Origin of the sequence: Pseudomonas sp. RIT-PI-q (assembly GCF_001297125.1) — a bacterium.
Lineage (GTDB): Bacteria > Pseudomonadota > Gammaproteobacteria > Pseudomonadales > Pseudomonadaceae > Aquipseudomonas.
Window position 1 is genome coordinate 278,782 of record NZ_LHPC01000028.1, and the last position, 17,579, is coordinate 296,360.

Here is a 17,579-nt window from a genome sequence, read left to right on the forward strand (position 1 = left end):
GGGTTATTTTCCTTCTGCTGAAGTGGCGGCCAATCTGGCCTGGAGGGCACGAAAAGCGATGCCACGCTCGTCACCCAAAACAAAACTTTTAACGCCCCGGCTCAACCACCGTTCGTGGTCGCCCGGCTGGCGTGGAATCGCGCAGTACGGCACGCCCGCCGCAGCGGCGGCTTGCCAACTGGCGAGCAGCGCTTGCTGCACCTCGGGCCGGTCGATCTGCCAGGGCAGGCCCAGCGATTGCGATAAATCCGCCGCGCCTTCAAGAATCATGTCCAGACCGGGCACCGCGGCAATCTCCGCCGCGCGCCTCACGCCTTCGGCGCTTTCGATCATCGCCACCATCATGATTTGCTCATTGGCCAGCCCGATGTATTCCGCCAGGCTGTGTTTGCCGAACGCACCGGGGCGCCCGGCATTCAGGCTGCGGCCGCCCAGCGGGTGGTATTTGCAGGCGCGAATGCTCTCGGCCAAAGGCTCGGGGCCTTCGATCATCGGCAATACGATGCCTTGGGCGCCGCCATCGAGCAGGCGCAGCAGGGTTTTCGGATTGAGGTCCGCGACCCGCACCAGCGGCGTAATCGCATAACTCTCGGCGGTGCGGATCATGTTCTCCACGGTCTCGGGATTGATCAGCACGTGTTCCATGTCGATGATCACGAAATCGAAACCGGCTTCGGCAATCAGCTCGATGGACGCTGGCGACGGAATCGAGCTGATCAGGCCATAGGCCGGCGCACCGGCACTGAGTTTCTGCTTGAGCAGATTGGTCCTCAGCATGATTGCAGCCGGAAAGCGTGCAGCGGATTCGGCACCGATTTGAAACGACGTTCGCCATCGCCCAGCAGGCGGCGCTTGGTCAGTTCTTCGACTTCATAGAACGGCGCGAACACATCGAACGCTGCGTAACGCGCACGGTGCTGCGGATGTTCAACCTGGTAACCGGTGATGACCTCAGCGGTCATCTGCCAGAACTCGGTTTCTGCCAGTTGATAGTGCTGATGCAGGAAGATCGCCATCTCGGCCAGGGCGATGAAAAAGAACGAATCGCAGGAGAAGTCGCGCACCGCATCCACATCGTCGGTGAGGATGAACGAGTTGCGATTGAGCTTGGCGTGGCTGGCGGGCAGCGGCACCAGGGTTGGGGCCAATTCGGGGCGCCCGAGGTGCTGCGGCGAATAGCGCACGCCGTCGTGGAAATCTTTCAGGGCAATGCGTTGTGGCCAGCCCTGTTTGACGATCAGCACAATGTTCTGGCCGTGGGATTCCATGCCAATGCCTTCGGCGTAGAGCATGTGAATGATCGGCGACACTGCGACTTGCAACAGTTGACGGGTCCAGGCGTGCAGGCCGTATTGCTTGATCCAGGCATCGATAAACGGTGTCTGTTCACCGTCGCCGTAGCGATTGTCCACGGAGCTCAAGCCATTGAACGGCACCGCTTGCTCATCGTCTTCCAGGTATTGATGAATGCTTTCGCGCCACAGCGTGCCCATCGTGCCGTAGGCCTGGGACATGCGAGTGGTGGGCAGGTGGTCGTAGTCGAAACTAACGCCGACCACCTCGCCGAGGATCACAAAACCGAGGTCGCGGGCGGTGCTGTCGCTGCGGATCAACTGGTGCAGCCAGTCGGTGATGATCGGGCCGTTCATCACCGTGTGCCGGGCCAGAATGCGCGTGCTGGAGGTGTTGGTCATGCTCAGCGCGAGTTTGACGTATGGCCGCTGTTTGTCCGTGACGTTGGCCAGGGTGCGGATCGATTGCTGTGCCTGATAGCGATCATTGGTGGTGCCCAAATGGATCACTTCACCGCTGACCAGCTCCGGGTAGAACACCGGAACGATGACGTTTTCCCACTGCCATGGATGCACCGGCATCAGCCAGTAATCGCCCATCGACTTACCTTGGTCAGTGAGGCTTTCAGCCAGTTCCTGCCAGCGCTGAAGGCCGTATTCCTGTTGGATAAAGTCCTCGTAGCTCAGGTGCCGGGAGATGTTCATCGCCCCGCAGGTTTTCGCCACTGCCAGCCAGACGATGGCTACCGGCGCGGCAAATTCCGGCCCGTAACTGGCGTTGTCTTTCAGCGAGAAACCGATGCGCGACTTGTAGCAAGGGTGATAGCTGTGGGCGTCCATGAAGTGCTGTTCCAGCGCGTCGACGTCCAGTTGATGGCTTGGCACGTTCGCTTGATAACCCTGGCTGCGCGATTGCAGGTCCTTGAGCAGGGTCTGCTCCAGTTCATGGGTGAAGCGCGGCAGGTGCGGGCTGTCTTGAAGCTCGCCCAGCAGTTCGGCCAGCGCCTGATGCAGGTGCGGTTGGCTGTGTTTGCCGTCGGCATCCACGCGTTCCAGGCTTGGGTAATCGAGGCGGATCAGTTCGAAACTGGCGCTGAGCAAGCCTGTGCAGTGGTACTCCACCGGTTGTTGCCGGGCATCGAGGCCGCTGACGACAAAATGGTATTGGCTGCCAGCCAACGGTGAATGACGGTACGGCAGCACGTTTTCGTACAGCAGGGTTTGCAGCAGTTGACCGACCACTCGCTGCTCCACTTGTTGGTAGCGCTGAGTGTCGGCACTCGCCAGCCAGACGCCTGGCGCGCGATCTTGAGCCTGAGGTGTTGCCTGAGATGAGGTCGCCATTGTCATACCTTGTCGATTAAAGAATTAACGGTGTTCGAGGGCCGGGGGCAGTGCCTCGGCCGGCTCGTCGGAGGCGTGAACGGGAAAACGCCAGGCGCAGGGCAGCGCCAACAGGATGAGGATGCCGGTGGCCATGAACACTTCACTGATCGCACCCGGCGTGCCGGCGGAAGGAAGCCCGTCGCCCAGACGGAACTCGAGCCACAGCGAGGCGATGACGATGGCCAGTGATGACACGAGGCGCCGGGAAATGTTGTTCATCGCCGCACCTTGGGTGACCATCGGTTCGGGCAAGGCATTGAGCCCGGCGGTGGTGATCGGGATGTAAGACAAACCGAGCCCGGCACCGCGAACCATCATCAGGAAAAACACCACGCCGATGGAGGCGCCGGCCCCGAGCAGGCCCAGGCCAAGCGTCGCGGCACCGGTCAGCAACAGTCCCCAGAGCACCACGCCCCGTGGCCCGTGCCGATCCAGCCAGCGCCCGCCGATATGCCCGAACAGGCTGGCAAACAGCGCGGTGCACAGCAGCGACAGACCGGTCCAGATCGCGCTGTAGCCCATCACCACTTGCACCAGCAACGGCAACAACACCAGGCACTCGAACATGCCGACCGACTGCACCACCGCGATGATCACGCTCAAGCGATAGCCACGCAGGGCAAAGATCCGCAGGTTGAGCAGCGGCGAAGTCCGGTTCAGTTCCAGCCGCACAAACGCGATCAGACACAGAATCGCTGCCAGCAGCATGCGGAGGTTGAGGGGATCGGGGAGGGCTTCGGCGTGGCGCAACCGCCCGACAGCGACCATCAGCAGACCAAGGCCCGCCGCGATCAGCAGGTAACCCGCGAGGCCGAACGGTTTGCGCTCGGACGCTTCAGAAGCGGGAAGCACCGCCACGCCGAGGACAAGTGCAACCAGGCCAATCGGCACGTTCATCAGGAACAACGAACGCCAGCTGAACCACTCCAGCATCAGGCTGCCGCACAACGGCCCCACCGCTGGCGCGAGCATTACCGCCGCGCCCCACAGACCGGTCACCCTGCCCCGCTCGCCTTTGGCGTACACCGAGAAAATGATCGCCAGCGACAACGGAATCATCAGCCCGCTGGCGATCCCTTGCACCACGCGAGCGGTAATCACCAGTGCGATGGAATCCGCCAGCGCGCCCATCAGCGAGCCGCAGACAAACAGCGCCACACCCCACAAATAGAGACGCTTGCGCCCCACCCGTTGGCTGAGAAAACTGGTGAGCGGCATGGTCATGCCCATGCTCACCATGAACGCGGCGACGATCCAGGTGGCCAGCAGCGGACCGATGTCGAAGGCACTCATGAACGCCGGCAACGCCGGGTTGAGCGAGCTGTTATTGAGGCTGACGGTCAACGTGCCCAACAGCACATTGACCACCACCCACCAGCGCGGAACGGCCACCGTCAAACCCAAGACGCGCCTCCTACAAACAGCTGTGGCGGTCGCGGATGGCAGAGGAAATCGGCGTGGGAGATGTTGTAGCCATAAGGCCCGGCCAGCGGCAGCACCAGCATGTCGCCGACCTCCACGCCGGTCAGTGGGCAATCACGACTCAGCACATCCTTGGGCGTGCAGAGTTGCCCGACCACGGTCCATTTCTGCTCCACTGCGCCCTTTGTGATGGGGTGCCGGGGCAGATGAATGACCGGGTGATCGTGCCCCTGCGCAACCGGCAGACGGAAATGATGAGTGCCGCCGCGACACACCAGGAAGTGCTTGCCGTGACTGGTTTTGCTGTCCAGCACTTCAATGGCGTAGTAGCCGCAGTAAGCACTGATGAATCGCCCGGGCTCGAAGCGCACGATCGGCGCATCGACACACGCCGCCAGGGACTGGCCCAGGTGCGCGCACAAGCGCTGCCAATCAAACTGCTGCGGGCCGAGGTAATTCACGCCGATGCCGCCGCCGACATTCAGGTGGGTGATCGTCGCCGGACTGGCCGACAACGCCTTCCATTGCGGCCAGCGCTCCAGGTACAAATCGAGCAATTGTTCGTGACGTTCCACCAGCGATTGATGGGACATCGCGTGCACATGGAAACCCTTGAGCCGCAGGTGGCTGGCGTTATCCACCCAGCTCACCGCCTGGGCCAACTCTGACTCGTCGATGCCGAAGGGCGTGGCGGTGCCGGCCATCGCCAGTTTGCTCGACAGCGGCGATGGCAGTTCCGGGTTGATGCGCAGCAACACGTCCTGCACACGCCCCGCTTCCAGTGCCAGCCGTTGCAGACGGACGATTTCATTCAGGCTTTCGATGTGAATCGCTTCGACCTGATGTTGCAGCGCCGAACGCAAATCGGAATCCAGTTTGCCGGGGCCGGAAAAGACAAACGGTTTGCGCGTCGGGCACGCCTGGAGACGTTCGATTTCGCCGCCGGAGGAAATCTCGAACCCGTGCACCAACGGCGCCACGGTGGCGAGGATCTGCGGTTCGCTGTTGGCCTTGATCGCGTAGTACAGCTCCACGCCTTCCGGCAGTGCCGCCATCACCTGGGTCACGTGCTGTTTCAGCGCATCGAGGTCGTAGATGAACAGCGCCAGCGGGTCGACCTGTTGGCTGCGGGCTTCGTCGATGGCCGCCAATACCGTGTCGGGCAACTTATCCATGCGGGGTCTCCTTGCCCCACGGGGACACCAGCGTGACGTAACCAGCCTGGCGATCAGCCTTGGCCGCGAGACGGACTTTCAGGTTGGTTTTGCAGGCAATCGGCTGGCCGGCGATCAGTGCATCCAGCTCCGGCGCAGCGCGGGTCAATTCGGCGCGGATGCTGATCAACTGCTGCTCGACCCGTTGCCACATCAGCGGCGCCAGGTGCGGACGTTCCCAGCTCAGGGCCAGCACGGCCTCGGACAAGTTGTTGACGAACAGGCAATAGACGATGCGGTTCCAGCCTTGCTGGCGGGAATACAGAAGTGACTCACGCACCCGTGGATGCACGTCGGCGTCGATCCGCGAGGCGCCCAGTTCGTCGGTCAGTTTCACTCCTTCGAAATCCCGCAGCAGCAGGCGTTGCGGACGACCGTTGTCATGCACCAGCACGCTGTTCTGTAAATGCGGCTCCATGACGATGCCGTGATTGAAGAACAGCGACAGCACCGGGCGCAGCAGCAGTGCCTGATAATCATCGAACCAGCGCAACAGCTGTTGGTCGTCGATGTCGTTGCCGTTGAAGCGGGTGAGGAATTCGTGCACTAACGGCCGCAGATGCAGGCCTCGGGCGAACAGCGTACCGGCCATGATGCTGCAGTCGGTGCCGGTGTCGAGGCAGAAGTTCTCGCGCAGGATCGCCCCGGTTTGTTCGCGGAACCAATGATTGTCGGCTTCGCTGGCCTGCTGTGGCGCCCAGCTCAGCAGGCCCGGCTCGGCCACCACCGACAACCCGCCGAGGGTCTCGGGCTGGGTCAACTGGAGGTTGCGGAATACGCGGTCGATCAACAATGCGCTGTCCAGCTCGTACCAGGCGTTTTTCCTCACGCAGTTGGTGATGCGGACGTTCAGCGAACCCTTGATGAAGAACTCATGGCCCTCGATGTACCACGTGCGGATCGACGCCGTGGGATTGGCCATCAGCCCCGTGGCACCCAGATCGACGATGTCTTTGGATTTCAACAAACGCTGCACCCGGCTGTCCTGCATGAACAATTGCGCTTGTACCGGGTGCATGCAGATCACCGCGTGCCCCGGCCGTGCCTGTGACTGATCGGCAAAACCGGCCAACACCTGGGCTTTGCTCAGGCCATTGGCGCCGACGCTCAGGCCTTCCAGCGGCACTTCGAACAGGTGCAACGCGGTGCGCGCCTGGAATTCCGGGGCGTAGGTTTCCTGGGCCAAATGAGCGGGCCACAGCCGCGCCTTGGGAGCCGGGTGGTTCGGGTGACCAAACCACAAGCCCTGCTCGCTGGCGAGGTAGTCACTGAGCGGGTCCGCGTCCTTCGGGGTGTTGTGGCCGACGATGGCCGCGGTCAGCAACTGGCTTTGCAGCACCTGATCGAGCAACTCGTCGTTGCTCGCGCGGGTCATGTGTTCGCACGCCGCGAGCAACTGCTCGACGAACTCGGCAAACCCCAGGCACGACCAGTCGCCGTCACCGCGTCGGGCATAGACGTCCGACAGGTAACGGTGACTGCCGAGACCATCACGGCGGTCGACCATCACAAAAAACTGCTGCTGATTGGGCAGCTTGATGGTCAGCGGAATGCCCTTCCATTCCAGGCCCTCGAGGTAACTGCCCGGGGCGATGCCTTGCATCTGCGTCGGCCAACTGTAACTGAGGCAGTTTTCCGGCAAGGCGAACTCTTTGATCAAGCAATTAAGCAACGCGCACGTTGTTGCTAGTTCACTGACCATGTTCGGTAACACACTGCGATTCGGATGATTCATGGGTGCTCCACAGTAACCCGCGAGGTCACTGGATACGTTATATGGCGAAAAAAATTAGTTGCTGCTCGACCGGTTTAACAGCCGATAGAACCCCACGTAACGACATCACTTGATTGAACCTTATAAATAATCAGACGACGATCAAAGTTACCCACACCAGTGTCATCAAATTGCAACCTGGTGGAGTGTTGGTGTAACTTCGATCAAGGACGTAATTGCACTAACGCGGCTGCCACGGCGTTATCAAAACGCTGGATCACTTGCTGGCATTGTTCATCGTCGATAATCAATGGCGGCAACAAGCGAATGACATTGCCCTTGCGTCCACCGCGTTCCAGTAACAGGCCTTGTTTGAAGCACTGTTGCTGAATGGCCACGGCCAGCGCCGGGTCCATCGGGAAATGCCCGTGGCGATCAGCCGGCTGGCGCTCGTCGACGATCTCGATGCCGAGCATCAGGCCGCGACCGCGTACCTGGCCAAGGGCAGGATAATGCGCCTGCAACTCGACCAACCGGTCCTTGAGCCACTGGCCACGTCGCTCGGCCTGGGCGGCGAGGTTTTGCTGTTGCAGCACCTGCAACGTCGCCAGCCCGGTGGCCATGGCCATCTGATTGCCGCGGAAGGTGCCGGCGTGGTTGCCGGGCTCCCAGGCGTCGAACTCACGACGGATACCCAGCACCGCCATCGGCAGACCGCCACCGACGGCTTTGGACATGACAATCAGGTCCGGCTCGATCTCGGCGTGTTCGAAGGCAAACATCTTGCCGGTACGGCCGAAACCGGTTTGCACTTCGTCGAGGATCAGCAGGATGCCGTGCTTGCGCGTCACCTCGCGGATCGCCCGCAGCCAGCTCGCCGGGGCACCGTTGACGCCGCCCTCGCCCTGCACCGCTTCAAGGATCACCGCCGCCGGCAGTGACACGCCGCTTTCGACGTCTTCGATAAACTGGGTGAAATAGTGGGTCAGGGCCTCGACGCCGGCCTCGCCGCCAATGCCCAGCGGGCACCGGTATTCGTGGGGGTACGGCATAAACTGCACGCCGGGCATCAGGCTGGCGATGGCATTTTTCGGTGCGGTGTTGCCAGTCAGGGCCAGGGCGCCGTGGGTCATGCCATGGTAGGCCCCGGAGAAACTGATGATGTTGTTGCGCCCGGTGTAGGTCTTGGCCAGTTTCAGCGCCGCCTCCACCGCATCCGCCCCGGACGGACCGCAAAATTGCAGGCAGTAATCGCGGCCCTGGTTGGGCAACAAACTGAGCAGGGTTTCGCTGAAAGCGTCCTTGACCGCGGTGGTCAAGTCCAGCGTGTGCATCGGCAGGCCAGAGGCGAGGAAGCTGTCGAGGCTGGCCATAACGGCCGGGTGATTGTGCCCCAGGGCCAACGTGCCGGCGCCGGCCAGGCAGTCGAGGTACGTATTGCCCTCGACGTCGGTCACCCAAAGCCCGTGTGCCTTGGCAATCGCCAGCGGCAACTTGCGTGGATAACTGCGCACATTAGATTCGAACTTGCTTTGTCGAGCCAGATAGTCGGCATTGGTTTTTTGCAAAGGTTTAGAGTGCAATACGCCATCATTCAACATCGGTCCACCCTCGTTAAATTCGATATGCAACTTATTCTCATTAACAAGTTGTTGCAACTAATTCTTACGACTTATTTGGACATTTACATATAGCGATTTAAACTACTTTAAAAACACTCAGGCACGCAAAAAACCAAGTTAATGAACCTGGTATAAACATTTAATGTGCCATGATCTAGCCATGATCTTTTAATACAACTGACAACTTCGGTGTCGCTAACTTATATGCCAGTCTCGGGATCTTTCATTTAACTGATGGTGTGCATATGTCCTTCCTCTTTACGGATCAGGTCATGGCCCAACGAAGGCGCCCCGATCCCTGGGGCGCATGACACGGGTGAATCAGAAGTCGACGGTTGCCGAAAGCAGGTAGGTGCGCGGGGTCGACAGCGTCAAGCCGGGTTCGCTGTCATCCGAGGCACCGGCCGAGCTCCAGTAGCGCTTGTCCGCCACGTTCTCGACGTTGGCACGCAGGGTGATGTTCTTTTGCTCGACCTTGAACGCGTAACGTGCACCGACATCCATACGCGTCCAGGAATCGATTTCCTTGACGTTGGACTGGTCCAGGTACTGCGAGCTGGAATAGATGGCGCGGCTGGTCAGGGTCAGGCCCTGTACGTTCGGCACGTCCCACTCGGCGCCCAGGTTGACGTTGTACTTCGGCGTGGCCGGCGCGCGGTTGCCGTCGAAAGTACCGTTGGTGGTGTTGGTCAACTCGCTGTCGATGTACATGACGCCACCGAGCAGGCGGAAACCATCGATCGGCTCACCGAACATACTGACTTCCACGCCGGTGTTCTCACGCTTGCCGTTCGGGCCAAAGAGGCGCGTCGTGGCGTTGGTCTCATAGGCTGGCTGCTTGATGCGGAACACCGCTGCGGTCACGGCGAAAGGACCGGCGTCGTACTTGGCGCCAACTTCGACCTGGCGGCTGATGAACGGCGGGAAGATCTCGTCTTCGTTCACCGAGGTGGACGGTGCGATCTTGCCCTGGCTCAGGCCTTCCATGTAGTTGGCGTACAGCGACAGCTTGTCGGTGGCCTTGAACAGGATGCCGCCCGACGGCGAGACTTTTTCCTCATCGTAGGCGGTGTCGCCCTTGATGTTATCCGCCCAGTCGTCAACCTTGACCCGCTGCCAGCGAGCGCCGAGGGTCAGCAGCACGCGGTCATCGAAGAAGCCCAGGGTGTCGGACAACGCCACGCCACTGAAGCGGTTCTCGGTGTAGACCTTCGAATCCTGCCGCGTAGGCCTGTTAGGCGTTGGTGTTTCCACCGGGTTATAGATATTGCTGTTGGCTGCGGCATAACGCGCGCCGCCGTTTTCAAAGTCCATGTAGAAGTAGCTGGCAGCCAGGTTGACTTCATGACTCACCGGGCCGGTGTGGAACCAGTTGCGCACCCCGGCCGTAGCCGTGCGGACATTTTCGTCACGGGTGAAATCACGGGGTAGTACGCTGAAATCGCCAGCGTCGTTGGTGACCGCACCGGCATGCCGGAGGAAGTCATGGTTACTTTTGCGTGCGCCGACACCGCCGTACAGCATGACGTTGTCGCTAACATCAAATTCGCCATTCACCGTGCCGAAGGTGTCGTTGGTGCTCGCCTTGCTCCAGGGCTGCGCATAGTTGCGGCGCACATCGCTGGCATGCGGGACCTGCGCGTTCGGACCGACCTGCACGCGTTCCTGCGGGGCATCGGTATCACGCTCGGTGCGGCCGATGTCGGTCGAGAGGCGCAGGCGTTCACCGCGAAAATCCAGACCCAGCACGGCCATCTCGCGGTCGACATTCTGGTGATCCCATTCGGTGTCGCCGGACTGCTTCACGCCGTTGAAACGCAGACCGAACTTGTTGTCTTCACCGAAGCGCCGACCAACATCGACAGCACCGCCGACCTGGCTTTCGGAAGCGTAGCTGCCGGTGAACGAGGTGATCGGCGCATCAGTGGCGCGCTTGGGCACCACGTTGATCCCGCCACCCACACTGCCGCGCGGCGAGATGCCGTTGATCAACTGGCTCGGGCCTTTGAGGATGTCGACGCGGTCGGCCATCTCCATGTCGATCGTGTAAGTCGGCAGGACACCGTAGAGACCGTTGTAGGACACATCACTGTTGAACAGGCTCAACCCGCGAATGGTGAACTGCTCGTAACGCCCGCCCGCCGGGTTGGTGGCGCGAACCGAGGGGTCGCTGGCGACCAGGTCGCCCAAGGTGCGGGCCTGGAGGTTTTCAATCGCCTCGGCGGTGTAGGTGGTGATGCTGAACGGCGTTTCCATGAAATCTTTCGAGCCCAGCATGCCTTGCGACCCGCGACGCGCAATCTGGCCGCCGGCATACGGCTCGCCGTGCTCCGAGTCAGTGGCACCGACAATCGAGGTGGCGCCCAGTTGCAGGCTGCTGCTGTCTGGCGCCGGGGTCAGGATGTAGGCCTGTTCACCGACGGGCTGCAATTGCAGACCGGAACCCTGCAACAGTCGGGCAAAGCCCTCCTCGACCGCGAACTCGCCGGAAAGCCCGGGACTGTTGCGACCACTGACCAGTGCGGGATCCACCGAAAGGTTGACCCCGGCCAATCCGGCGAAGCGGGTCAACGCGGCGCTGAGGCTTCCTGCCGGCACCTGATAACTGCGTCGCGACGCGTCATCGGCCCAACCGGCAGTGATGAACAACGGACAGGCACTCAGGCTCAACAACAGACTCAAGTGCATCAACGGGCGCAGCCTGGAAGAACCCAGACGCGTACTGCAGGGCATCACTACGGGCATTGAGAATCTCTCTGATTTCGTTTCGCTTGCCTTGATTGACAAGCGACGCAAAAAAAAGGGACACGCCTCAAGCAACTTTTTTGCGCGGCAGCAACGTGACCCAGTAGCGGGTTCGCCTATGCACCTCCAGCGGCAGGCTGGCCGCCAGCAGCGCGAGGATGCGATCAGTGTCTTCCAGACGAAAACTGCCGGTGACGCGCAGGGATTCAAGCTCCGGTTCCCAGCGCAGCAAGCCCGGACGGTAGGTGCTGAGTTCGCGCAGAAAATCCCCCAAGGGCTGGTTCTGCGCCATCAACACACCGTCACGCCAACCTGGGGCCAGCACATCGAAGGGTTCTACGCTTCCGGCGCCCATCGCTTGCAGGTTGACTTGCTGACCTGCGCGCAATGAAAAGACCGGCCCGCGCAACGGCTGCAATTGCACCCTGCCTTTGAGCACCGACACCTTGCAGCCTGTCTGCCCCTGACGGACGCACACCTGGCTCTGACTGACGACCACTTGCCCGAAATGCGTCTGGACCGTCAACGGCGTGATCCCGGGCACATTCAACGCTATTTCGCCTTCCACGAGGGTCAGATGCCGGTTCTTCATGTCGATATCGACGGCGCTGGCGGTATTCAATTGCAGCGAGCTGCCATCGGCCAACTGGACCTTCTTGCCCTCCCCGGTCGCCGTCCGCAGGTCGGCACGCCAGACATCCAGAGGCAACTGTCGACTGATCAGCCAGGCGGCCGGCACCAGCGCCACCGCGCCGACGGCGCGCTTGAGCACCGTGCGCCGACTGGCCTGTGGCCGATCCAGACTGGCCATCGCCAAGGCTGACGGCAGGTCGGCAAAACGTTGACGCAGGAGCTGAGCTTTCTGCCAGGCCTGCTCGTGACTGGGATGGCTGTCGCGCCAGTGTTGCAGATTGGCCCGATCGCGCTCATTAGCGGCGCCGGATTCCATCAGCGCCAGCCATTGGGCGGCAGCCCGCACGACCTGCCGGGCTTCAGCCGAAGGTGTCGAACCGATCACAGATCCACCAGCATGCAATGTTCGTAGGCTTGCGCCATGTAGCGCTTGATCGTGCGTTCGGAGACTTGCAGGCGCTCGGCGATCTCGTGATAACCCAGGCCGTCCAGTTGGCTCCAGAGAAACGCCCGGCGCACCGCGGTCGGTAATCCGTCGAGCAGCTCGTCCAGGGCTTGCAGGGTTTCCAGCAGGATCCAGCGTTGCTCGGGCGACGGCACACAGTCCTCGGGCAACAGCGCGAGGGCATCGAGGTAGGCCTGCTCCAGACTGCGACGCTTATAGAAGTTGGCCAGCAGCCGTTTGCCGACGGTTGCCAGATAGGCGCGAGGCTCCTGCAGGTCGGCGATGCTCTGGGAGCTGGCGAGCAAGCGCACGAACGTATCCTGGCTCAGGTCCGCCGCATCATTGCCATTGCTCATGCGTCGTCTCAACCAGCTTTCCAGCCAGCCGCGATGGTCACGGTACAAGTCGTGGAAGTTTTGCGCCGCCGGCATCGCTGCATCACTCATCTAACAAACCCTGCGCGAAGAAATATTTTAAATGCGACTCATTCTAATTAGTGATGTGACTCCAATCCAAGCCCTTTGTGCGATTCACACCCAGGAAAAGCGTCAATAAGAGATTGGGAGGCAGGCATTTCTGCCGCGCAGGCCACGGTTAGCCGGGACTGAGCGTTTTTGCGGGGATTGTTAAAAAAGGCGGGATGCATTGCTTATCCGCATGGGTCGACGGACGCGATGACATGAGGATGAGAGGAAAAGCCAAATCGCAGACACAAAAAACCCCGGTCTTTCGACCAGGGTCTTTGCTATCGACTCGAAGGAGACACTGGCGTTACCAGTGGTTTTCTTCGTAGCTCCAAGGCGTTCAGTGGGCCTTGAAGCAGATATGGCGCAGCGGACGGGACTCGAACCCGCGACCCCCGGCGTGACAGGCCGGTATTCTAACCGACTGAACTACCGCTGCGTATCGCTTTGGACTTGCGTCCAAGTAACTCGTCTGACTGGAAAGCTTCGAGGCTTTTCAATCTCGAGCCAGATAAACCTGGCTCGGAAAATATGGCGCAGCGGACGGGACTCGAACCCGCGACCCCCGGCGTGACAGGCCGGTATTCTAACCGACTGAACTACCGCTGCGCGTCGGTGGAGGCTTTTTACAGCTTCCTTCCTGCTTTCGCAAGACTCAAGAAGTGGTGGGTGATGACGGGATCGAACCGCCGACATTCTGCTTGTAAGGCAGACGCTCTCCCAGCTGAGCTAATCACCCTTTGCTTCTCTGAGGCCGCGAAATTTACGCAGGTATCGAAGCTAAGTCAATAGCCCGCTTGAAGTTTTTCTGAAAAAGACAAAATCATGTCATTCAGGGCGCTGGCAACAGACAGACCGCCTTCGCGGGCAAGCCCGCTCCCACAGGGGAATGCATTTCAAATGTGGGAGCAGGCTTGCTCGCGAAAGCGGCGGTACATTCAACATCAATATTGAAGACAGCCTACTCGCTGTAAATCATCTTCTTGGTCATGCCACCGTCGACCACGAACTCCTGGCCCGTGACAAAACCGGCGTTCTTCGACAGCAGCCAGGCCACCATCGCCGCCACGTCCTCGACCGTCCCTACCCTGCCCGCCGGATGCTGGGCATGGTCGGCCTCGGTCAGTGGTTCGGCACGTCGCGCGGAGGGATCCCGCGCATCGATCCAACCGGGACTGACTGCATTGACGCGGATTTCCGGGCCGAGGCTGATGGCCAACGCGTGAGTCAGGGCCAACAGGCCGCCCTTGCTCGCCGCGTATGCTTCTGTGTCAGGTTCCGACTGCCCGGCACGGGTCGAGGCCAGGTTGACGATTGCACCGCTGTGAGCGCGCAGGTACGGCGCACAGTGCTTGGCCAGCAACATTGGCCCGCTGAGATTCACCGCCAGCACCCGATTCCAGTAGGCCAAATCGAGGCTTTCCAGGGTGATGTTGTGCGGATCAGCCACCGCCGCGTTGCACACCAGCGCATCCAGACGCCCGAACTGCCCCAGCACTTCGGCGACGCCCAACGCCACCTGCCCTTCGTTCGAGACATCCATGGCGATGAACCAGGCGTTATCGCCGAGCACCTTCGCCACTTTCGAACCGCGCACCCGATCCAGATCAGTCAGCACCACCTGCCAGCCCTCGCTGATCAACCAGGCGGCGATCCCGAGACCAATGCCCCGCGCAGCACCGGTAACCAGCGCAACGCGGCCATTGGTGCCAGAGGTTGGCGTCGACATCTCGATCACAAGGCAGCCAACCCGCGCGCCAGATCGGCTTGCAGGTCTGCCACGTCTTCGAGGCCGACGGCGATACGGATCAGGCTGTCACGAATGCCCGCCGCTTCACGCTCTTGCGGCGCCAGACGGCCGTGGGAGGTGGTGCTCGGGTGCGTGATGGTGGTCTTGGTGTCGCCCAGGTTGGCAGTGATCGAAATCAGGCGAGTCGCATCAATAAAGCGCCACGCGCCCTCTTTGCCGCCCTTGACTTCGAAACTCACCACGGCGCCGAAGCCCTTCTGCTGACGCAGGGCCAACTCGTGCTGCGGATGGCTCTTGAGGCCGGCGTAATGGACTTTTTCGATGCCGTCCTGCTGCTCCAACCACTCGGCCAATTGCTGGGCGTTGGCGCAATGCGCCTTCATCCGCAGGTTCAGGGTTTCGAGGCCCTTGAGGAAGATCCAGGCGTTGAACGGGCTGAGGGTTGGCCCGGCGGTGCGCAAGAAGCCGACGACTTCTTTCATCTGCTCGCTGCGTCCGGCCACCACGCCGCCCATGCAACGGCCCTGGCCATCGATGAACTTGGTTGCCGAGTGCACGACGATGTCTGCGCCCATCTTCAGCGGCTGCTGCAAGGCTGGGGTGCAGAAGCAGTTGTCGACCACCAGCATCGCGCCTTTGGCGTGAGCGATCTTCGACAGTTCGGCGATATCCACCAGCTCGGCCAGCGGATTGGACGGTGATTCGACGAACAGCAATTTGGTGTTGGCCTTGATGGCCGCGTCCCAACCGGACAAGTCCGCCAGGGGCACGTAATCGACTTCGATGCCGAAGCGTTTGAAGTATTTCTCGAACAGGCTGATGGTCGAGCCGAACACACTGCGCGAGACCAGCACGTGGTCACCGGCGCTGCACAGGCTCATCACTACCGCCATGATCGCGGCCATGCCGGTGGCGGTGGCTACGGCTTGCTCGGCGCTTTCCAGCGCGGCAATGCGCTCTTCGAACGCACGCACGGTCGGGTTGGTGTAGCGCGAGTAGACGTTGCCCGGCACTTCCCCGGAAAAGCGTGCAGCCGCGTCGGCAGCCGTACGGAAGACATAGCTGGAAGTGAAGAACATCGGATCACCGTGTTCGCCTTCCGGCGTGCGGTGCTGACCGGCGCGAACGGCCAGGGTATCGAACGCTACGCCTTCGAGGTCGCTGTCCAGCCGACCGGCATCCCAATCCTGACTCATGCTGTCACTCCTTGCCTTATTCGATAGTAGATACGAAACCGGCCTGGAGGGGAGCACCCGTTACCGTAGGAGCGAGGCTTGCCCGCGAAGGGTCGTCACATCCAACATCATTGTTGTCTGTGAAACCGCCTTCGCTGGCAAGCCAGCTCCTACAACAGGCCGGTCGTTACTCAGTTGTTGTACAGATCGATGATCGCGCTGACGGCCTGCGTCTTGACCTTGGAGGCATCGTTACGTGCCTGTTCGATCTTGTTCAGGTAAGCCTCGTCGACGTCGCCGGTTACGTACTGGCCGTCGAACACTGCGCAATCGAACTTCTCGATCTTGATCTTGCCGCCACCGACCGCTTCGATCAAGTCAGGCAGGTCCTGATAGATCAGCCAGTCAGCGCCGATCAGGTCGGCGACGTCCTGGGTCGAACGGTTGTGGGCGATCAGCTCGTGAGCGCTCGGCATGTCGATGCCGTAGACGTTCGGGTAACGAACGGCCGGTGCCGCGGAGCAGAAGTAGACGTTCTTGGCGCCAGCTTCACGGGCCATCTGGATGATCTGCTTGCAGGTGGTGCCGCGAACGATGGAGTCGTCCACCAGCATCACGTTCTTGCCGCGGAATTCCAGTTCGATGGCGTTGAGCTTCTGGCGTACGGATTTTTTCCGTGCAGCCTGGCCCGGCATGATGAAGGTCCGGCCGATGTAGCGGTTCTTCACGAAGCCTTCGCGGAACTTGACGCCCAGGTGGTTCGCCAGCTCCAGGGCAGCGGTGCGGCTGGTGTCCGGGATCGGGATGACCACGTCGATGTCGTGATCCGGACGCTCGCGCAGGATCTTCTCGGCGAGTTTCTCACCCATGCGCAGACGGGCCTTGTAGACCGACACGCCGTCGATGATCGAGTCCGGACGCGCCAGGTACACGTGTTCGAAAATGCACGGGGTCAGGGACGGGTTGGTCGCACACTGACGGGTGTGCAGCTTGCCGTCTTCAGTGATGTAGACCGCTTCGCCCGGTGCCAGGTCGCGAATCAGGGTGAAACCGAGCACGTCCAGGGAGACGCTTTCGGAGGCGATCATGTACTCGACGCCTTCGTCGGTGTGACGCTGGCCGAAGACGATCGGGCGGATGCCGTGCGGGTCACGGAAACCGACGATGCCGTAACCGGTCACCATCGCCACGACCGCGTAACCACCGACGCAACGGTTGTGCACGTCGGTGACGGCAGCGAACACGTCTTCTTCGGTTGGCTGCAACTTGCCGCGCTGGGCCAGTTCGTGTGCGAACACGTTGAGCAGCACTTCCGAGTCGGAATTGGTGTTGACGTGGCGCAGGTCAGATTCGTAAATCTCCTTGGCCAGTTGTTCAACGTTGGTCAGGTTACCGTTATGCGCCAGGGTGATGCCGTAAGGCGAGTTGACGTAAAACGGTTGAGCTTCGGCCGAGGTCGAGCTGCCCGCGGTCGGGTAACGCACATGGCCAATGCCCATGTGCCCGACCAGGCGCTGCATGTGACGCTGATGGAACACGTCACGCACCAGGCCATTGTCCTTGCGCAGGAATAACCGGCCATCATGGCTGGTGACAATACCGGCAGCGTCCTGGCCGCGGTGCTGGAGGACGGTTAGCGCGTCATACAGCGCCTGATTGACGTTCGACTTACCGACGATACCGACGATGCCACACATGCGACGCAACCCCTACTTAA

At 61.0% G+C, this 17,579-nt stretch carries 12 protein-coding genes and 3 tRNA genes; all 15 read right to left on the bottom strand.

What is annotated here, in order from left to right:
- Nucleotides 1-3: 3 nt before the first annotated feature.
- Nucleotides 4-777, bottom strand: coding sequence for an HpcH/HpaI aldolase family protein (locus AEQ67_RS13905; RefSeq protein WP_059404422.1), 774 nt, complete (start codon nucleotides 775-777; stop codon nucleotides 4-6).
- Complete coding sequence (locus AEQ67_RS13910; protein ID WP_059404423.1) at nucleotides 771-2,642, bottom strand: IucA/IucC family protein; 1,872 nt, start codon at nucleotides 2,640-2,642, stop codon at nucleotides 771-773. Before AEQ67_RS13910 ends, AEQ67_RS13905 begins: the two co-directional genes overlap by 7 nt.
- A gap of 18 nt (nucleotides 2,643-2,660) precedes the next feature.
- Nucleotides 2,661-4,076, bottom strand: coding sequence for a DHA2 family efflux MFS transporter permease subunit (locus AEQ67_RS13915; protein ID WP_059404719.1), 1,416 nt, complete (start codon nucleotides 4,074-4,076; stop codon nucleotides 2,661-2,663).
- Nucleotides 4,073-5,275 (bottom strand): type III PLP-dependent enzyme, encoded by a 1,203-nt coding sequence (locus AEQ67_RS13920; RefSeq protein WP_059404424.1) that lies wholly within the window; start codon nucleotides 5,273-5,275, stop codon nucleotides 4,073-4,075. Before AEQ67_RS13920 ends, AEQ67_RS13915 begins: the two co-directional genes overlap by 4 nt.
- Nucleotides 5,268-7,049 (bottom strand): IucA/IucC family protein, encoded by a 1,782-nt coding sequence (locus tag AEQ67_RS13925; RefSeq protein ID WP_059404425.1) that lies wholly within the window; start codon nucleotides 7,047-7,049, stop codon nucleotides 5,268-5,270. The genes AEQ67_RS13920 and AEQ67_RS13925 overlap by 8 nt, the downstream gene beginning before the upstream one ends.
- A gap of 203 nt (nucleotides 7,050-7,252) precedes the next feature.
- A complete protein-coding gene (locus tag AEQ67_RS13930) occupies nucleotides 7,253-8,629 on the bottom strand; it encodes a diaminobutyrate--2-oxoglutarate transaminase (protein ID WP_059404426.1) in 1,377 nt (458 codons plus the stop codon).
- A 342-nt stretch (nucleotides 8,630-8,971) separates the two neighbouring features.
- A complete protein-coding gene (locus tag AEQ67_RS13935; RefSeq protein ID WP_059404427.1) occupies nucleotides 8,972-11,395 on the bottom strand; it encodes a TonB-dependent receptor in 2,424 nt (807 codons plus the stop codon).
- Nucleotides 11,396-11,462: 67 nt separating this feature from the next.
- On the bottom strand, nucleotides 11,463-12,413 hold the full coding sequence (locus AEQ67_RS13940) for a FecR domain-containing protein (RefSeq protein WP_059404428.1): 951 nt from the start codon (nucleotides 12,411-12,413) through the stop codon (nucleotides 11,463-11,465).
- Nucleotides 12,410-12,919 (bottom strand): sigma-70 family RNA polymerase sigma factor, encoded by a 510-nt coding sequence (locus tag AEQ67_RS13945; RefSeq protein ID WP_059404429.1) that lies wholly within the window; start codon nucleotides 12,917-12,919, stop codon nucleotides 12,410-12,412. Before AEQ67_RS13945 ends, AEQ67_RS13940 begins: the two co-directional genes overlap by 4 nt.
- Nucleotides 12,920-13,299: 380 nt before the next feature.
- A tRNA-Asp gene (locus AEQ67_RS13950) sits at nucleotides 13,300-13,376 on the bottom strand.
- A gap of 93 nt (nucleotides 13,377-13,469) precedes the next feature.
- Nucleotides 13,470-13,546, bottom strand: a tRNA-Asp gene (locus tag AEQ67_RS13955).
- Between the two features lie 54 nt (nucleotides 13,547-13,600).
- A tRNA-Val gene (locus tag AEQ67_RS13960) sits at nucleotides 13,601-13,676 on the bottom strand.
- A 222-nt stretch (nucleotides 13,677-13,898) separates the two neighbouring features.
- Nucleotides 13,899-14,666: an SDR family oxidoreductase gene (locus AEQ67_RS13965; RefSeq protein WP_161807466.1), complete on the bottom strand. Its 768-nt coding sequence runs from the start codon at nucleotides 14,664-14,666 to the stop codon at nucleotides 13,899-13,901.
- 5 nt (nucleotides 14,667-14,671) lie between these two features.
- On the bottom strand, nucleotides 14,672-15,883 hold the full coding sequence (locus tag AEQ67_RS13970) for an O-succinylhomoserine sulfhydrylase (RefSeq protein WP_059404431.1): 1,212 nt from the start codon (nucleotides 15,881-15,883) through the stop codon (nucleotides 14,672-14,674).
- A 170-nt stretch (nucleotides 15,884-16,053) separates the two neighbouring features.
- Complete coding sequence (purF, locus tag AEQ67_RS13975; protein ID WP_007905939.1) at nucleotides 16,054-17,559, bottom strand: amidophosphoribosyltransferase; 1,506 nt, start codon at nucleotides 17,557-17,559, stop codon at nucleotides 16,054-16,056.
- Nucleotides 17,560-17,579: the final 20 nt, after the last annotated feature.

Bases quoted from the DNA above. Each gene is read 5' to 3' on its own strand.
- AEQ67_RS13965 (WP_161807466.1), bottom strand. From the start codon at position 14,666: ATGTCGACGCCAACCTCTGGCACCAATGGCCGCGTTGCGCTGGTTACC.
- AEQ67_RS13945 (WP_059404429.1), bottom strand. From the start codon at position 12,919: ATGAGTGATGCAGCGATGCCGGCGGCGCAAAACTTCCACGACTTGTAC.
- purF (WP_007905939.1), bottom strand. From the start codon at position 17,559: ATGTGTGGCATCGTCGGTATCGTCGGTAAGTCGAACGTCAATCAGGCG.
- AEQ67_RS13970 (WP_059404431.1), bottom strand. From the start codon at position 15,883: ATGAGTCAGGATTGGGATGCCGGTCGGCTGGACAGCGACCTCGAAGGC.
- AEQ67_RS13910 (WP_059404423.1), bottom strand. From the start codon at position 2,642: ATGACAATGGCGACCTCATCTCAGGCAACACCTCAGGCTCAAGATCGC.
- AEQ67_RS13930 (WP_059404426.1), bottom strand. From the start codon at position 8,629: ATGTTGAATGATGGCGTATTGCACTCTAAACCTTTGCAAAAAACCAAT.
- AEQ67_RS13925 (WP_059404425.1), bottom strand. From the start codon at position 7,049: ATGAATCATCCGAATCGCAGTGTGTTACCGAACATGGTCAGTGAACTA.
- AEQ67_RS13920 (WP_059404424.1), bottom strand. From the start codon at position 5,275: ATGGATAAGTTGCCCGACACGGTATTGGCGGCCATCGACGAAGCCCGC.
- AEQ67_RS13935 (WP_059404427.1), bottom strand. From the start codon at position 11,395: ATGCCCGTAGTGATGCCCTGCAGTACGCGTCTGGGTTCTTCCAGGCTG.
- AEQ67_RS13905 (WP_059404422.1), bottom strand. From the start codon at position 777: ATGCTGAGGACCAATCTGCTCAAGCAGAAACTCAGTGCCGGTGCGCCG.